The 17,866-nt window shown below is 71.2% G+C and carries 9 protein-coding genes; all 9 read left to right on the forward strand.

The window, feature by feature from the left end:
* The first annotated feature begins 96 nt into the window (after window positions 1-96).
* The 9 genes from ACFZBB_RS29705 to ACFZBB_RS29745 all read left to right on the forward strand — a co-directional run bounded on the left by ACFZBB_RS29705 (window position 97) and on the right by ACFZBB_RS29745 (window position 17,845).
* Window positions 97-11,082 (forward strand): LamG-like jellyroll fold domain-containing protein, encoded by a 10,986-nt coding sequence (locus ACFZBB_RS29705; RefSeq protein ID WP_391128697.1) that lies wholly within the window; start codon window positions 97-99, stop codon window positions 11,080-11,082.
* Window positions 11,079-11,771: a hypothetical protein gene (locus ACFZBB_RS29710; protein WP_391128700.1), complete on the forward strand. Its 693-nt coding sequence runs from the start codon at window positions 11,079-11,081 to the stop codon at window positions 11,769-11,771. Before ACFZBB_RS29705 ends, ACFZBB_RS29710 begins: the two co-directional genes overlap by 4 nt.
* A gap of 11 nt (window positions 11,772-11,782) precedes the next feature.
* Window positions 11,783-12,148: a hypothetical protein gene (locus tag ACFZBB_RS29715; RefSeq protein ID WP_391128703.1), complete on the forward strand. Its 366-nt coding sequence runs from the start codon at window positions 11,783-11,785 to the stop codon at window positions 12,146-12,148.
* Between the two features lie 193 nt (window positions 12,149-12,341).
* Entirely contained in the window at window positions 12,342-12,866 is a 525-nt protein-coding gene (locus ACFZBB_RS29720) for a hypothetical protein (RefSeq protein ID WP_391128706.1), read from the forward strand.
* Window positions 12,867-12,964: 98 nt separating this feature from the next.
* Window positions 12,965-13,747: an HNH endonuclease family protein gene (locus ACFZBB_RS29725; protein ID WP_355346890.1), complete on the forward strand. Its 783-nt coding sequence runs from the start codon at window positions 12,965-12,967 to the stop codon at window positions 13,745-13,747.
* 465 nt (window positions 13,748-14,212) lie between these two features.
* Window positions 14,213-14,974, forward strand: a complete 762-nt coding sequence (locus ACFZBB_RS29730) for a glycoside hydrolase domain-containing protein (protein ID WP_391128909.1) — start codon at window positions 14,213-14,215, stop codon at window positions 14,972-14,974.
* A gap of 210 nt (window positions 14,975-15,184) precedes the next feature.
* Complete coding sequence (locus ACFZBB_RS29735; protein WP_391128709.1) at window positions 15,185-15,853, forward strand: SurA N-terminal domain-containing protein; 669 nt, start codon at window positions 15,185-15,187, stop codon at window positions 15,851-15,853.
* Window positions 15,854-16,055: 202 nt separating this feature from the next.
* Window positions 16,056-17,129 (forward strand): nucleoside triphosphate pyrophosphohydrolase, encoded by a 1,074-nt coding sequence (locus ACFZBB_RS29740; RefSeq protein ID WP_391128712.1) that lies wholly within the window; start codon window positions 16,056-16,058, stop codon window positions 17,127-17,129.
* Window positions 17,130-17,134: 5 nt separating this feature from the next.
* Window positions 17,135-17,845, forward strand: coding sequence for an endonuclease V (locus ACFZBB_RS29745; protein ID WP_391128715.1), 711 nt, complete (start codon window positions 17,135-17,137; stop codon window positions 17,843-17,845).
* The last annotated feature ends 21 nt before the right edge of the window (window positions 17,846-17,866 follow it).

Consider the following 17,866-nt stretch of genomic DNA (forward strand, 5'->3'; position numbering starts at 1 on the left):
GAGTGTCCCCGGATCGTCCCCGCGATCTATCCGCGGGTGAGGAAAACGGTCACGATCGGCGAGTTTTCTGTGTCGATCCTGTCAGGAGCCTGTGCCGTGCGCGCATCCTTCGCCCGTCGTTCGTCCCGGAGAACAACCCTCCGCCGCCGGTGGCTGCGTGCCACCGCGATGCTGTCGCTGATCGCGCTGGCGCTGGTGCTGACCACGGAGCAGGCGGCGGCGGACGGGGCGACCCTGCCCGCGCTGTCGATGCCCAGCCTCGCCTCGCTCACCGCGTGGCTGAAGCACCCGCACTGGGGGCGCGTGCCGCAGCAGGAGAGCGGCACCGCCGCCGGGCACAGCCACCGGGCGACCGCGGACTCCACCCGCGCCCACGTCGGCGCGGGGCACAAGCCCGGCAAGGCGCCCGGCGAACTCGACGCCTACCACCCGTTCCGCAAGGCGTCCACGTCCGGCCGCAGCGGTGTCGTCGGCGGCTACTCCGCCCGCACCAGCAAGCGGAACGCGGCGAAGTCGACCGACACCGTCACGGTGTTCGACAACGCGGACGGCACGCACACCCGCCGCGTGTCGCAGACGCCGGTCAACTACCGGGACGCGCACGGCGCCTGGCAGCCGATCGACACCAGCGTGCACCGCCGGGCCGACGGCCGCCTCCACGAGGCCGCCAACTCCCTCGGCGTCGACTTCGCGCCGCGCTCCTCCGCGCCCGACCTGGCCACCCTGCGCACCGACGCCGCGCACTCCGTCGTGTACGGCCTGTCCGGCGCGGCCGACGTCACCGCCGCCGTGTCGGGCGACGAGGTCACGTACCCCGAAGCCCTGCCGCGCACCGACCTGGTCGTCGCCCCGTCCGCGACCGGCGTCAAGGAAGCCGTCGTCCTGCACGCGGCGAGCGCCGCCAACTCCTGGCTCTTCCCGCTGAGGCTCCAGGGCCTGACTCCCGTCCAGGCCAAGGACGGCTCGGTCGAACTGCGCGACGCCGCGGGCAAGGTGACCGCCCGGATACCGCGCGCCTACGCCTACGACTCCAAGGTCGACCGCCGCTCCGGCGAGCCGGCGACGACCTACGCGGTCGACTACCGGCTGGTCGCCGACCACGGCGGCACCGCCCTGAAGGTCACCCTCGACCCGACGTGGCTGCACGACCCCGCGCGGGTCTTCCCCGTCACCGTCGACCCCAGCATCGTCGACGGCTGGACCACCACCTACGCCGAGTCCGGCAACCCCGCGGGCGACCACTCCTTCGAGCAGACCGTCAAGATCGGCTCGTACGACTCCGGCACGCACTCCGCCAACACCTTCGTCAACCACTGGTACGGCGGCTGGGACGGCTCCAAGGTCACCGTGACCGCCGCGTCGCTGCACCTGTTCGAGACCTGGGCCTCCACATGCACCGCCGAGCGCTTCGACGTCGCGCTGATCACCGCGCCGTGGACCCCGACCGGCGTCACCACCTACCCCGGCCCCTCGCACGGCGCGTCCATCGGCAACCTCACGCCCAGCGTGCCCATCGCCTGCGCCAACACCGCCGCCGACCCCACCAAGGGCAACGCGGTGGAGGTGCCGCTCACCACCGCCTCCATCCAGGGCTGGATGAACGGCACCACCCCCGACTACGGCCTGGCGGTCTACGCGGCCACCACCGACGCCCTGCACTGGAAGCAGTTCGGCTCCTTCGCCGACGCGGGCAAGGGCCCGTACATCGACGTCACGTACACCGGCACCACCCCGCCGCAGGTCTACCAGCAGTACCCCAACGACAACGAGGTGGAGTACACCACCACCCCCCAACTGACCGCCTGGTCCGGCGGCGCCAACTCGCAGGCGAACACCACCACCAAGTACGACTTCCAGATCTACGACAACACCAACACCAAGGTCGTCGACTCCGGACTGCTCACCACCGGCTCCTGGACGGTCCCCGCGGGCAAGCTCAAGTGGGGCCAGAGCTACTCCTGGACGGTGCAGTCGCAGGACGCGGGGCTGTACTCCGGCGCCACCTGGTACCAGATGGCGATCCAGGTCCCGCAGCCGCTGATCACCTCGGGGCTGTCCCAGAACAGCAGCGACCACGGCTACGACCCGTCGATCGGCAACTACACCACCTCCGACACCGACGCGACCGTCTCCACCGTCGGCCCGAGCCTCGACGTCGACCGCGACTACAACTCCCGTGACCCGCGCTGGACCGGGGCGTTCGGCGCGGGCTGGTCGAGCATCTTCGACGCCCGCGCCACCGAGCAGTACAACCCGGCGGGCGCCGTCGTCTCCAACGTCGTCACCTATCCGGACGGCTCCCAGGTCGGCTTCGGCAAGAACGGCGACGGCAGCTACTCGCCGCCCGCGGGCCGCTTCGCCACCTTCAAGGCCGTCACCGGCGGCTACACGCTGACCGACAAGAACGCCACCGTCTACGCCTTCACCCAGTCGCTGGGCTCCGGCGCGTACGGCATCACCTCGGTCACCGACGCCAACGGCCGCGCCGTCACCTTCACCTGGACCAGCGGCCACGTCACCACCATGACCTCGGTGACCTCCGCCCGCGCCTTGCACCTGACCTGGCAGACACCCACCGGCGCGAGCGCCGCGCACGTCGCCACCGTCGTCACCGACCCGGTCACCGCCGCCGACCCGAACTCCGCGCAGACCTGGACGTACGGCTACACCAACGACCAGCTCACGAAGGTCTGTTCGCCGATCTCCAGCACGCAGTGCACCGCGTACAACTACACCGCGGGATCGCAGTACCAGAACGCCGCGCTCGACCTCGACCCGCGGGCGGTGTGGCCGATGTCCGAGGCGTCGGGCACCGTCGGCAAGGACGCGGTCCTCGCCAACCAGGGCACCAAGAACCTCGCGTACAGCGGCGTCACCTACGGCCAGGCGGGCCCGCTCACCGGATCGGCCGCCACCGCCATCGGGTTCAACGGCACCAGCTCGTACGCCACCCTCCCGTTCGACATGGGCAACAACACCGACTCCGGCGCCCTGTCGCTGTGGTTCAAGACCTCCGCCGGGCCCGGCGTGCTCTACTCCTACGCCTCGCAGCCGGTCACCGCGGGCGACTCGCCCGGCGGCTACACCCCGGCCGCCTACGTGGGCACCGACGGCAAGCTGAAGGCCGAATTCTGGTACAGCGGCGGCATCGCGCCGATCAGCACCACCGCCTCGGTCGCCGACGGCAAGTGGCACCACATGGTGCTGTCCGCCGCGGGCAACAGCCAGACCCTCTTCCTGGACGGCGCCAAGGTCGGCTCGGTGTCCGGCTCGGTCTCCATCCAGCCCGGCATCGCCTTCGGCAAGAACCAGCCGTACAACACCCTGGGAGCGGGCTTCCTCGGCGGGGCCTGGCCCGACCAGCCGCACTCCAGCACCACCGACAAGACCGGCTACGCCACGTACTTCAACGGCGCGATCGCCGACGCCGCCTGGTACGACCGCCCGCTGGTCGCCGCCGACGCGAGCGCGCTGCGCACCTACGGCACCCACGCCGCGAGCCTGCTGAGCACGGTCACCCGGCCGTCCGCCAAGACGTACCACGCCATGACGTACGACCCGGCGACCACGGCGCTGACCCAGCTCACCGACGAGAACGGCGGCGTCTGGAAGCTCGGCGCGCCCACCGTCACCGGCTCCAGCCAGACCTACCGCGGCGCGGTGCTCGGCGGCGCGCCCGCCACGTACTTCCGGCTGGGCGAACCCGCGGGCGCCACCACGGCGCTGGACGAGACGCGCGGCGGGACCGGCACGTACAACGCGGTGACGCTCGGCGCGACCGGGCCGTTCAGCGACCAGAAGGCCGCCACGTTCAACGGGACCAGCTCCTGGGTGAAGGTGCCGGACACCGTGACCGGGGACACCGCGGCCTCGGCAGAACTGTGGTTCAGCACCACCCACGGCGGCGCGATCCTGCTCAACACGCAGAGCGGCGCGATCGGTTCGACCGTCTCCTCCACGACACCGCAACTGTGGATCGGCAGCGACGGCAAGCTCTACGGCGGCTTCTACACCACGTCCGGCTCGGTGCAGATGGGCACCACGGGAACCGTCACCGACGGCAAGTGGCACCATGTGCTGCTCAGCGCCGGAGCCACCAGCCAGACCCTGTACCTCGACGGCGCGCAGGCCGCGACCAAGACGGCCACGGCCGCGCTGTCCAACAGCGCCAGGACCACCGCCTACATCGGCGCGGGCACCACCGGCTCCGGCTGGACCGGCCTGACCAACGGCACCGTCGCCTACTTCAACGGCACGCTCGCCGACGTCGCCACCTACCGCACCGCGCTGACCGCGCAGGACGCCGAGAGCCACTTCCAGGCGGGCAAGAACTCCACCGGCCTGCTGCCGGTGGAGACCGTCAAGGTCACCTCCCCGGCGAACAAGGTGACGACGTACACCTACGACGTCGTCAACAACGAACGCCAGCTCACCGAGACCGACGGCCTCGGCAACAGGACCAGCTTCGGCTACGACACCGGCGGCTACGAGCACACGGTCACCGACCCCAACGGCGCGATGACCGTCACCGGCCACGACGTCCGCGGCAACGTCGTCTCCTCGACCACCTGCCAGAATCAGGCGGCCAAGGTCTGCTCCACCGAGTACTACACGTACTTCCCCGACGACACGACGGAACAGCTCACCACCGCCGACCCGCGCAACGACGTCCTGCTCACCGAGCGGGACGGCCGCTCCTCCTCGGCGACCGACCCCACGTACCTGACCTCGTACACCTACGACGCGTTCGGCGACGAGACCGCGGTGACCGGACCGCCGGTCGCGGGCTTCCCCAACGGGCGCGCCTCGTCCACCGTGTTCAGCGACGGCACCGCCACCTACCCCGCCGCCGACGGCGGGAACGTGCCCAAGGGCCTGCCGGTGCGGTCGGTCTCGCCCGGCGGCGCGGTCAACTCGGTGTCGTACTTCCACAACGGCGACGTGGCCTCCTCCACCGACGCGGTGGGCCTGGTCACCAGCTACACCTACGACGGCCTCGGGCAGGTGCTCACCAAGAAGGCCGTCTCCGACACCTACCCCGCAGGTCTGACCACGTCCTACACGTACGACAAGGCCGGGCAGATCACCGAGGAGGACGACCCGCAGCTCACCGACCGGGTCACCGGCGCCACCCACGCGGCGGCCACCACCACGGTCTTCGACGCCGACGGCGACATCACCTCGCAGACGGTCAAGGACCTCAGCGGCGGCGACGCGCCCCGCACCGAGACCCAGACCTACGACGCGTACGACCACGTCCTCACCCAGACCGACGCCAACGCCAACGCGGGCGGCACCAACGGCGGGACGACGACGTACACGTACGACACGTCGGGCAACAAGACGCAGGAAGTGTCCAAGTCGGGCACGACCACCAACTACACGTACGACGACAACGGGCACCTGCTGACCCAGACGCTCCAGTACACCGGCGACCCGGTCAGCCCGCAGGCCGCCACCACGCTGACGGAGTCCTCGCGGGCGTACGACCCGGCGGGCCGGCTGGCGTCGGTGACCGACTCGATGGGCGCCACGACGTCGTACACGTACACCGACAACGGCCTGGCGGTCACCGCGAGCAAGAAGAGCGCCGACGGCACGGCCTCGACGGTGCTCCAGACCACCACGTACGACGCGGCCGGGAACCAGTTGTCGCAGACCACCGACAACGGGCAGACGGTCGTCAACTTCACGGTGGACGCGGCCTCCAGGACCACGAGCACCACCGTGGACCCGACCGGCGTCGACCGGGTGACCAGCGTGTCCTTCACCCCGGACGACCAGGTCGCCACCCAGAACGAGCACGACTCCTCGGGCTTCGACCGCACCACCTCCTCCACCTACGACGCGGCGGGCAACACCCTGACCGAGACGCTGCACGGCGACGCCTCGGGACACCCCTCCGCCTGGTGGAAGCTCGACCAGACCACCGGCTCCACCGTCACCGACACCTCGGGCAGCGGCTACACCGGCGCCGCCTCGGGCGTCACCTGGGGCGGCGACGCGGCGACCTTCCCGGGCACCTCGGGCCAGCAGATCGCCACCAACGGCCCGGTGCTCAACACCGCCGGGTCCTACACGGTCTCCGCCTGGGTCAACATGGCGTCGCTGCCGACCCACAACGCGACGATCGTCGCTCAGGGCGGCACCACGGCCAGCGCCTTCTACCTCCAGTACAACTACGCGCACACCAGCGCGCCGCTGTGGAGCATGGAGCAGACCAGCGCCGACACGGCCGCGCCGACCTTCCCGTCCGCGTACTCCACCGCCGTGCCCAAGACCAACACCTGGACGCATGTGGTCGGCGTGTACAACGTCGCCAACGGCGCCAGCCAGATCTACGTCAACGGCGCGCTGTCCGGCAGTGGCACCAACACCGCGCCGTGGTCCGCGAACGGCCCGCTGACCATCGGCGCGGGCAAGTACAACGGCGCGCCGACCGACTTCCTGCCCGGCTCGGTCTCCAACGTGCAGGTCTACCCGCGCGCGCTGACCGGCACCGAGGTCAACACGCTGTACGGCAACGGCCGTACCGGCGGCACCGTCGGTTCCTCCACCGAGCAGACCACCCGCTACACGTACGACAAGCGCGGCCTGCCGAAGTCGATGACCGACGCGGACAACTTCACCACCGACTACTCCTACGACGAGGCGGGGAATCTGGCGGTCACCACCGCCCCCGCCGTCCAGGTCGAGACCGGCGGCGGCCAGCCGGTCACCCAACGGCCGGTCACCACCAGCGGGTTCGACACCTTCGGCGAGGCCGTCGAAGAGGTCGATCCGACCGGCAACCAGACCACCACGGTCTACGACGCCAACGGCAACAAGGTCTCCGAGACCCTGCCGCCGTACACCCCGGCGGGCGCGTCCGCCCCGCTGGCGGCCACGTCGACCTGGTCGTACGACTCCGACGGCAACCAGATCTCCTCGACCACCCCGGGCGGGAAGACCACCGGCTTCCTGTACGACCAGCTCGGCGACCTCGCGCAGGTCACCGAGCCGGACGGCACCAAGCTGCACACCACGTACGACACCAACGGCGACCGACTGTCGGTGACGGACGGCACCGGGGCCGTCACCCAGGCCACCTGGGACTACCTCGGCCGGCAGGTCACCGCGAGCACGCTGGAACGCTTCCCCTCCAACCGGGTGCTGACCACCACCAATTCGTACGCGGTGACCACCGGGAATCCGTACGGCGCGAATCTGGCGTCGACCACGACGCCCGCCGGGGTCACCACCACCTACGGGTACGACCGGGCCAGCGAGGTCACCTCGGTCACCGACGGCGCGGGCAACACCACGAAGTACACGTACGACTTCATGGGGAACCGGCAGAAGACGATCCAGCCGGACAACACCTGGACCGAGACCGACTTCGACGTCGCGGGCAACCCGACGCTGAGCACCCAGTACGACGCCGCCAACACGCAGCTCAGGCAGACCCACCAGATCTACGACGGCGTCGGCAACCTCACCGCCTCCACGGACGCGAACGGCAACACCAGCCACTTCACGTACGACGCGGCGGGCACCGTCACCCAGGAGATCCAGCCGGTCACCGCGACCACCTCGATCACCACGTCCTTCGGGTACGACGCGGCGGGCAACAGGACCCGGTTCACCGACGGGCGCAACAACTCCTGGCTGTACGGATACACCCCGTGGGGCCAGCAGGAGACGGTGAAGCAGCCGGCCACCGCCCAGTACGGCTCGGCGGCCGACTCCACGACCACCAACGTCTACGACCTCGACGGGCAGTTGGCCTCCAGCACGCTGCCCGGCGGCGTCACCAACACGATGACGTACGACCAGCTCGGCAATCTGAAGACCGCCTCGGGACAGGGCGCCGACGCCGCCACCGCGACCCGCAGCTTCACCTACGACCACGACAACCAGGTGACCGCCGCCGACACCGCGGAGGCGGGCACCACCGGCGCCAAGGACCACCAGGCCGCCACCCACGAGACGTTCAGCTACGACGACCGCGGCGACCTGACGTCGGCGGGCGGCTCCGGCGGCTCGTCCAACTTCACCTACAACGACGACGGTTCACCGCTGACCCGCTCGGACGCGGCCGGCACCACCTCCTACGGCTACGACACCGCGGGCCGGCTGTCCACGCTCAACGACGCGGCCTCCGGCACCGCGCTCACCTATGGCTACAACACGCTGAACCAGACCGCGTCGGTCAAGTACGGCGCGAGCGGCCAGACCCGCACCTTCACGTACAACACCGCGCACGACCTCACCGGCGACACCCTGACGCAGGGCGCCGGCACACTGTCGGCCATCACCTACGGCTACGACAGGAACGGCAACCTGACGTCGAAGAACACCGTCGGGGTCGCGGGCGCCTCCAACAACGTCTACACCTACGACCAGGCCGACCGCCTCAGCTCGTGGAACAACGGCACGGCCACCACGAACTACTCCTACGACGACTCCGGCAACCGCACCCGGGTCGGCGCCGACGTCTACACCTACGACGCCCGCGACCAGCTCACCTCGGACGGCGTCCACAGCTACGCGTACTCCGCGCGCGGCACCATGACCTCGGACACCTCCACCGCCAACGGCCAAGTGGCCTACTCCACCGACGCGTACAACAACCAGATCACCGCGGGCACGCACTCGTACACGCTCGACGCGTCGGGCCGGAACATCACCGACGCCAACGCGGCCGACCAGTCCTCGCGCGCCTTCCAGTACTCGGGCGCCGACAACACCATCGCCGCGGACGGCAACTACAGCTATACGTACGATCCCGGCGGCTCGCTGATCGGCATCAACGGCGGCACCGCGCCGGGCACCGGCCAACTGGCCCTGACCGACAGCCACGACGACGTCATCGGGAACTTCGCGCCGGGGGCGACCGCCCTGGCCGGTTCCACGACGTACGACCCGATGGGCAAGGTCACCGCCAACAACGGGCTCATCGGCCACCTCGGCTTCCAGTCCGGCTGGACGGAGGCCGACACCGGCAAGGTCGGCACCGCGTCGCGCTGGTACAACCCGGCGACCGGCACCTTCATGAACAAGGACTCCGCGTCCGTCAACCCGGTCCCGAACGAGGCGGCGGCCAACCCCTTCGCGTACGTCGGCGACAACCCGCTCGACGGCACCGACCCCTCGGGCAACTGGGGCCTGGGCAGCGTCTGGCACGCGGCGAGCCACGCCGTCAGCCACGCGGTGAGCAGCACCTACCACGCGGCCACCTCGTACGCCTCCAGCAGTTGGAGCTCCTTCAACTTCTACGCCTCGTACGCCTATTACCACTACACGCCGCCGATCGTGCACAAGGTCGTGCACGCCGCCAAGCGCGTGGTGAAGAGGGTCGTCCACCACGTGCGGGACGTCTACCGCGCCACCGTCCGCTACACCCGCCGCGTCTACCACTACGCGGCGCGCAAGGTGAAACGCGTCGTCCACGCCGCCGTGCACGCCGTCCACTCGGCCTACCACGCGGTCAAGAAGGTCGCGAAACGCGTGGTCCACGCGGTGAAGAAGACCGCCAAGGCGGTGGCGAAGGCATCCAGAACCGCGTATCACGCCACCGTCAAGGCCGTGAAAACCGCGGCCACTTACGCCAAGCACCATGCGGCGGCCATCACGTCCTTCGTGGTCTCCACCGCCGTCTTCATGGGCTGCGAGGCGGTCACGGCGGGCGTCGGCTCCATCGGCTGCGCGGCGGTCGCGGGCGCGGCCGGGTCACTGGTCGAGCAGGGCTTCAAGTGCGCCGAGGCGGGCGGCGCGGCGTGCAGCGCGGGCGCCTTCGCGACCTCGGCCGTGACGGGCGCCGTCGCGGGCGCGATCGGCGGGGCGCTCGGGTCGCTGGGCGGCAAGGTGCTCAGCAAGTTCGCCCCCAAGGCGATGGAGGCCGTCGGCGGGCTCTTCGGCAAGGGCGCCACCGAGGCCGAGGAGGCGGCGGCGGGCGACGCCACCCAGACCGCGGCGCGCGAGGGCGAGTCGGGCGCCGCCAAGTCGGCCACCGACAGCGGGACCTGCCACAGCTTCACGGCCGGCTCCCGTGTCCTCATGGCGGGCGGCGGCACCAAGGCCATCGACCGGATCAAGGTGGGCGACTCCGTCGTCAACTCGGTGCCGGGTGCCTCCGGCACGCAGAGCCACAAGGTCACCGCGGTGATCGTGACGACGACGGACCACGATTTCGTGGACGTCGCGGTGAAGCCGGTCGCGGCCAACGCCGTCACGTCCGCCGCGAAGAAGGTGGTCCGGCGCGCGGCCCTCGGCCTCGCGGCCTCCGCGGCGGTCCTGGGCGCCCTGGGCGCGACCCACCACGCGGCCGACTCCCACCCGGCCACGGCCCCGGTGGCGGCGGTCTCCCCGGCCGCCCCGACGCCCGCGAACGGCCACCTCACCACCACCTTCCACCACCCCTTCTACGACGAGACCCAGTCCGCCTTCGTCGAGGCCAAGGACCTCCACCAGGGCGACCTCCTCCAAACCCCCACCGGCACCGCCCAGATCACCACCGTCCGCCTCTTCCACGCCCACACCACCACATACGACCTGACCATCGGCGACCTCCACACCTACTACGTGGAGGCCGGCGACACACCGGTCCTGGTCCACAACTGCGATGTGGAGGAGATTGCGGCAGGGGCCAAGACGCTGGCCGACGACATCCACAGCAAGATCCCGAGCCCCTTCGCACGGGATGTCTTCAGAACCACCGCGGTGACGGCCGCCAGGCGGGCTAACGGATCTCTCGTACACGTGGTGAGCGGTGCGGGCCGGGGGCTGGAGAAGGAACAGCTCAACTACATCGCGTCTCTGGGACGGGAAGACGTCGTGGCCGCCACCAATATGGAAGGGGCCCACGCCGAGGAGACCGCTGTCCATTACATGGCGCAGAACGATCTGACACCCGTGGCTGGTGGCGTGTCGCGGAACGCCTGCGCCCCCGATGGATGCAGCGACTTCCTGAACCAGGTGGGCGCGCAGATGACAGGACCCATTACGCTGGGAACAAAGGCGAAAATCCCTGGTCAGTCCATGTACGTGTGGAGAAATCACGAAGCATGGACGAACTTCCTCGCGACGATGGGCTATCGGTGAGTGGAACAGCGAGTCAGCCGGACTGGCAGAACGACGAAGGGCTGTCGGCGCAGGTCGCGGCCATGGGGCGGGGGCAGCGCTACCAGGCGGCGTATTTCGCCCTGCGGCGACTGCGGGGGCCGTTGGTCGGTATGGCGATGCCCGAGGAGTGGGGAGTGGACCCGGCGGCGCTCGCGGAACTGCTCCGGGCCGGGGCGGACGTGGCGGACGGCGGGAGCAGTGCGGAGTTCGCCCGGGCGGTCGCCGCGTTGACCGCCGCCCCGCTGTTCGAGTCGGAGATCGAGCCGGAATTCGCGGAGAGCTTCCAACTGGAAGCTCTCAACGGCTGGTTGATGCTCGCGGACGCCCTCGGCGAGATGAGCGAGGCCGACACCGAGCGGATCATCGACGTCGCCCGCGCGATGGCCGTCTACCTTGACGACTACATGGCCGGCTCGCTCACCGAGGTCGCCGGCGAAGAGACCCGCGAGCGCTGGCTCGCTGATGTCGACGAGTCCCTGCGCGTCTACGGGCTGGGGTATTTCGGCACCCGGAACCTCGCCGTCGAGGCCGAGTGTCACGACGCCGTTCTCGCCGCCCCGGCCGGTGCGGATCTCCTGACGTCCGCCGTACGCCAGCGACTTGAGGCATCCTGCGACGCGTACAGCGACCAACTTGCCGCTGTACTCCGAGGCTTCGCGGCGCAATGACACGTGGCGTCGTGACCGTGGAGACGTGGGACCCGTCCTACCGGAACTCGAAGGTCCCTCTGTCGGACCTCGCGACGGTGGTCGGCGCGGTTCCGGCGGGCACGTCGATGGGTCTGACGTTGGACGACGGTGAGGACGACTGCGTCATCGTGACCGTGGAGCCGGAGTTCTCCACGGTCACGTTGTTCGGGGACCGTACGTTCTACAACCTTCAGACGTCCGACGACTCCGCAGACACGGTGATCACTGTCGCAGGGGAGGAGATCACCTGGCCGAAGGGCTGTCTCCTACCTCCCACGACGGGCCCCGAGGTCCTCCTGGAGGCCAGTGACCGACAGACGGTGTGGGAGCGGTACACATGGGTCGAACAGGGCTGACGGAGACGGTCGCCAGTGAAGTGGTCGTCCCGGCGGCATCGGAGCTGCGAGCGGGAGACGTGTGTATGGTCTCCATTCCTCCGACGCGTCTCTACGTCGGCCATGATGAGGAGTACGACCCGCCGCGCGATCTGGGGTGAAGTCCCGTGCCCACGGCGGGAATCTATCGAGTGAAGGTCGGGGGGCGGAGGCGGTGACGGGGGAGTTCGCGCGGAGCGCGGCACGGGAGCAGGCGGCGGTGTTCGGGGCGGCCTGTGCGGAACGGGCGGCGGCGATCTTGTTCTGGGTGGTGGCCGGGGACGGGCGCACGGCGGATCTGGAGGCGTACACAAAGGAGTTGGAGGCGCTGTGGACGCCCGGGACGCTGACGGAGGGGCGCGGGCGCATCGAGGGGATGCGGGAACTGGTCGAGGGTGACGGGGCGTCGGGGGCGCGGGCGTTCGCGTATCAGGGGGCGGTGGCGCTGCACACGGCCATGGGCGCGGAGCCGGTCCTCGGGTGCTCGTCGGTCCTGCGCGACATGGCGTTCCGCCTCGGGCGGCGCTGCGGCGCCGATCTGCTGACCGGGGAGGACGCGACGCAGCGGCGGGACATCGCCGACCTGGCGTCAGGGGCGGCGGAGGGCGCGATCCGCGAGAGGTCACGGGAGGCGGGGCGGCGCTGGCTGGCCCTGGCGGCCGGTCAATTCGGCGGGCGGCCCGGGGAGATGGGGAGATGAGGACGACGTAAGTGGGGCACGGCGGGGCAGGCGTGATTGTGTAGGGGCAGGGGGGCGGTGCCGTTGCGTCCCCGGACGACGACCTCCGAGGTGCGTACATGGACAGACGGATATCCCGGCGCCTCGCCTGCGCCGCGACCCTGCTCGCGGTGATCGGCGTGGCGGGGTGCAAGGACACGACGCTCGGCGCGGACCCGACGGGCAGCGCGAACCCGTCGGGAGCGGCGGGCCCCGCGGCTGGCAACGGGCGGGCGGTGAGCCCACTGGACAACCCGGACGGGACGAAGGCCGGTCTGGCCGCGATCACCTCGGACGCCGACAAGAAGAAGGCGCGCGACCTGATCGCCAAGGTGAAGACCAAGGGCCGCGGCCCCAAGACGGGTTACTCGCGGGCGCAGTTCGGCGCCGCGTGGATGGACTCCGCGCCCTCCGTACCCTTCGCGCACAACGGCTGCGACACGCGTAACGACCTGCTCAAGCGGGACGGCGACGACGTCCACTACAAGGGCACGTCCAAGTGCGTGATCGCCACGATGACGCTCAACGACCCGTACACCGGCCGGGTCATCAAGTGGACCAAGACCAAGGCCACCACGGTCCAGATCGACCACGTGATGCCGCTGTCGTACGACTGGCAGATGGGCGCGGCGCACTGGAGCAAGGACAAGCGGGAGTCGATCGCCAACGACCCGCTCAACCTCATCCCGGTCGACGGCCCGTCCAACGGCTCGAAGAGCGACTCGGGACCGGCGTCCTGGCTGCCGCCGAACAAGCAGATCCGGTGCTCGTACGCGGTCCGGGTCGCGCAGGTCTCGATCAAGTACCAACTGCCGGTGACCAGCGCGGACAAGGACACGATGCTCGCGCAGTGCGGAGGGTGACGCCGGGGGCCGCGGTGTGATTGTCAACGGCGCGCGGCCCCGCCATACTTTGCTGGCCGCGCGCACCGCGATCACTCCGATCGCCTCTGGTGGATCGCGCCGCCCGAGCTTCCAGAGGACCCCGTGTCGAACAGCCGTCGCCTGCCCAAGCCGATGCGGTACCGCGTCATCGCGACAGTCGCCGCAGTGATCGTCGTCGGGGGCGGCGGCGCACTCGCCGTGGGCGCCACGTCCGGCGGCGGTACGGGCGGGTCGGCGGCGGCCGGCCAGGCCGCCAACCGGTCCGCCGACGCGAACGCCCCGCAGGGCGCGACGAGCACCCTCAACGCACCGAACGGCGCCAAGAACGCGGCCCCGAAGGGCTCCCCGGCCGGCACCCCGAGCGGCAGCCCCTCCGCGTCGCACGCCCCGGCCGCCGCCCAGACGGCCAAGCCCGTCAACCCGGTCGCCTCGGTCCCCGGCTCCCTGCCGTCCGTGCCCCACCAGACCCGCCGTCCGGCCGCGCCGTTCAGCGGCTTCGTCCGCACCTTCACCGGCCTCGCCTTCGACACCTGCACCGCGCCCAGCGCGAGCAAGATGGCGTCCTGGAAGAGCGGTTCGCCCTACGGCGCCGCCGCGGTCTACATCGGCGGCGCCAACCGCGGCTGCGCGCAGCCCCAGTTGACGTCCTCGTGGGTGACGACCGTCAGCGCGGCGGGCTGGAAGCTCATCCCGATCTACGTCGGCGCGCAGCCGCCCTGCCAGACCGGCAACAGCCCCGAACGGCTCACCGCGGCCAACGCGGCCACGCTCGGCGCGCGCGACGGCGCCGACGCGGTGACGAAGGCCGCGGCCCTCGGTATGCGCTCGGCCAGCGCGCTCTACCTCGACATGGAGCCGTACGCCGTCTCCGACACGTCGTGCAACAACGCCGTCCTCACCTACGTCCAGGCGTGGAACCGGGCGCTGCACACGGGCGGTTACCTGGCGGGCTTCTACGGCTTCAGCTCGTCCAGCGCCGCTGCCGTGGCGGCGGCCAAGGCGACCATGGACGACATGCCGGACGCCTTCTGGTACGCCAAGTACGACGGCGTCAACAGCACCACCACCGGCTTCCCGTTCGCGGCGAACCTGTGGACCGGGCACCGGCGCGGCCACCAGTTCCTGGTCAACTCCAAGGAGACCTACGGCGGCGTCACGCTGACCGTGGACCGCGACGCCTGGGACGGCCCGGTCGCCGTCGTCTGACGAGGGGCGGTGAGAGTGGCGGGGCGGTAGAGGGGACAAAGGCGCCAGGAACGCGGGGGACGGTCCGCGCCCACCGGGTGCGCGAGGGCCCAGCCGCGAGGCGTACTCTCCCCCGCGAGGAGAGCCGTTTGCGCCGAGTGCTGGAAATCGGCGGGCCCCGGTCCATATCCTCGTACTCGATCATCGCTTCAGTACCGCTAGGTCGTTCCCATGCCGGGAGGCACCATGGTCCGCCGCCGCACCGCCGTCTCGATCGCCGCAGCCGCGCTGCTGGCGGCATCGCCCGCCCTCACCGCGTGCGGTTCGGGACCCGCGCACCCGGGGGCCGCGGCGGTGGTCGGGGACCAGAAGATCTCGATCGCCACGCTCCAGCACGAGGTCGACCAGGTGCGCGACGCGCAGAGCAAGTCGCCGCAGGCGGCGCAGCTCATCGGGCAGAGCGGCAAGCTGCCGCAGCAGACGCTGAGCATGCTGGTGCAGAACAAGGTGATCGACAAGGCCGTGTCCGACGCCGGGCTCTCGGTCAGCACCGCCGAGGTGCAGCAGTCGCACGCGCAGGCGTTGCAGCAGTTCGGCGGCGACGAGAGCCAGTTCGAGGCGGCGCTGCTCCAGCAGTACGACATCGTGCCGTCCGGCATCGACACCTTCCTGCGGACCAACATCGCCGTCGGCAAGCTGATCCAGAGCCTCGGCTTCCAGCCCGGCAGCGACAACGGGAACGCGGCGGCCGTCGCCGTCATCTCCAAGACCGCGAAGTCGCTCGGCGTGGACGTCAACCCGCGCTACGGCACCTGGGACGCCAAGAAGGCCATCGTCGGCGCCACCAACGAGCCGTGGGTCGTGACCAAGACGGCGACCCCGGCGGACCCGAGCGCGTAAGCGGGCCCGACCGCGTCAGTCGCGTGAGCGCGCGCCGCCGCCACGAGGGCTGCCACCGACGCCGCTGCGGACGCCGCCACGGACGCCGACCCGACGGCGTAGGCCGCGAAGCGAAGGCGTCGCGACGCGCGCGGACCCGCCCGCGCGGTCCGTGCAGCAGCCGCCCGCAGGGCATGTCGGTGGTCCGGGGTACGTTCGAGGGGTGAACGACGTAGACGACGCGAACGCGCCCGGGCGGCTGGTGCTGCTCACGACCAGCCACCGGGTCGCGCCGGGACAGCTCTCCTGGCCCGCCTGGCAGACGCTGCGCGAGGCCGACCTCGTGGTGTGCGCCGACCCCGCGCATCCGCAGCTCCCTTATCTGCGCGAGGCGGGGGTACGGGTCGAGCTGGCGACGCCCGGCGGCCGCGAGCTGGTGGACGCGACGGCGGGCGGCCGTACGGTCGTCTATCTGCCGCCCGGCGGCGGCGCGGGCGACCCGGCCGTCACCGACGAACTGGCCAGGCTCGGCGGCTCGGGACGGGTCGCCATGCCCGACCTGGAGCTGCTGCCCGGCTCGTACGACCTGCCCGGCGCCCGGCTGCTCGACCTCGTCCAGGTGATGGACCGGATCAGGGCCGAGTGCCCCTGGAGCAGCCTGCGGACGCACGAGGACCTGGCGAAGTACGGCATCGAGGAGATGTACGAGCTGGTCGAGGCGATCGAGGAGGGGGACCGCGCGGCGGTGCGCGAGGAGCTGGGCGACGTCCTGCTCCAGGTCGTCTTCCACGCGGCCATCGCGGAGGGCGACCCCGAGGAGCCGTTCGGCATCGACGACGTGGCCGGGGGACTGGTGGACAAGCTTGTCCACCGCCACCCGCACATCTTCGGCGACGAGGTCGCCGAGACCCCCGAGCAGGTGCGGGCGAACTGGATCCGCCTCAAGGGCGTCGAGAAGTCCCGCGACTCGGTCACCGACGGCGTGCCCCTCGCCTCGCCCGCCCTCGCCCTGGCCGCCAAGCTCGCGGGCCGTGCCCGGGAGGCTGACCTCCCGCTCCCGGCCGACGACACCCCCGCCCCGGGCACCCCCGCCCCCGGCACCCCCGCCCCGGGCACCCCCACCACCGACGAGACCGCCCTCGGCGACCACCTCCTCGCCGAGGCCGCCGCCGCCCAGGCCGCGGGCCTCGACCCGGAAGCCGCCCTGCGCCACGCGGCCCGCCGCTACCGCGACGCGATCCGTACGGCGGAGCGGGCCCGTACCGCCGGTCCACCCCGTACGACCGAGGCGGGCTAGCGCCGATGCGCGTCGACGTGCCGCACGCGTGGCCGGCCGACGAGGCGGAGGCGCTGGCGCTCCAGGACCGGCTGCGCCCGCTGGCCGACCACCGCGGCCCCGGACCGGCCGCGCCCCGCCTGGTCGCCGGGCTCGACGTCGCCTACGCGGGCGAGGGACGCGGCACCGGGGACCTCGTCGCGGCGGCCGTGGTCGTCATCGACACCGCGACGCTCGATGTGGTCGAGCGCGCCACGGCCACCGCGACCACGACCTTCCCGTACGTGCCCGGACTCTTCGCCTTCCGCGAACTGCCCGTCCTCGTCGAGGCGTTGCGCACCCTGCGGGCCACCCCCGACCTGCTGCTCTGCGACGGCCACGGCCTGTCCCACCCGCGCCGCTTCGGCCTCGCCTGCCACCTGGGCGTGCTCACCGGCCTGCCGACCGCCGGAGTCGCCAAGACCCCGTTCGTCGGCCGCTACGACCCCGACGCCCTCGCCCCGGAGCGCGGCGCGTACGCCGACCTCCTCGACGGCGGCGAAACCGTCGGCCGCGCCCTGCGCACCCAGACCGGCGTCAAGCCCGTCTACGTCTCCACCGGCCACGGCATCGACCTCGCCACCGCCTGCGCCCACACCCTGACCCTCGCCCCCGCCTACCGCCTCCCCGAAACCACCCGCCAGTCCGACCGCCTGAGCCGCGTCGCCCTGGCGTCCACGGCCTCAGAGAGCCTCTGACTCCCCCGCCTCCGCCCCTGC

Origin of the sequence: Streptomyces sp. NPDC008139 (assembly GCF_042957025.1) — a bacterium.
Classification (GTDB): Bacteria; Actinomycetota; Actinomycetes; order Streptomycetales; family Streptomycetaceae; genus Actinacidiphila.

Coding starts and splice junctions, on each gene's coding strand:
- ACFZBB_RS29725 (WP_355346890.1), top strand. CDS start 12,965: ATGGACAGACGGATATCCCGGCGCCTCGCCTGCGCCGCGACCCTGCTC.
- ACFZBB_RS29735 (WP_391128709.1), top strand. CDS start 15,185: ATGCCGGGAGGCACCATGGTCCGCCGCCGCACCGCCGTCTCGATCGCC.
- ACFZBB_RS29745 (WP_391128715.1), top strand. CDS start 17,135: ATGCGCGTCGACGTGCCGCACGCGTGGCCGGCCGACGAGGCGGAGGCG.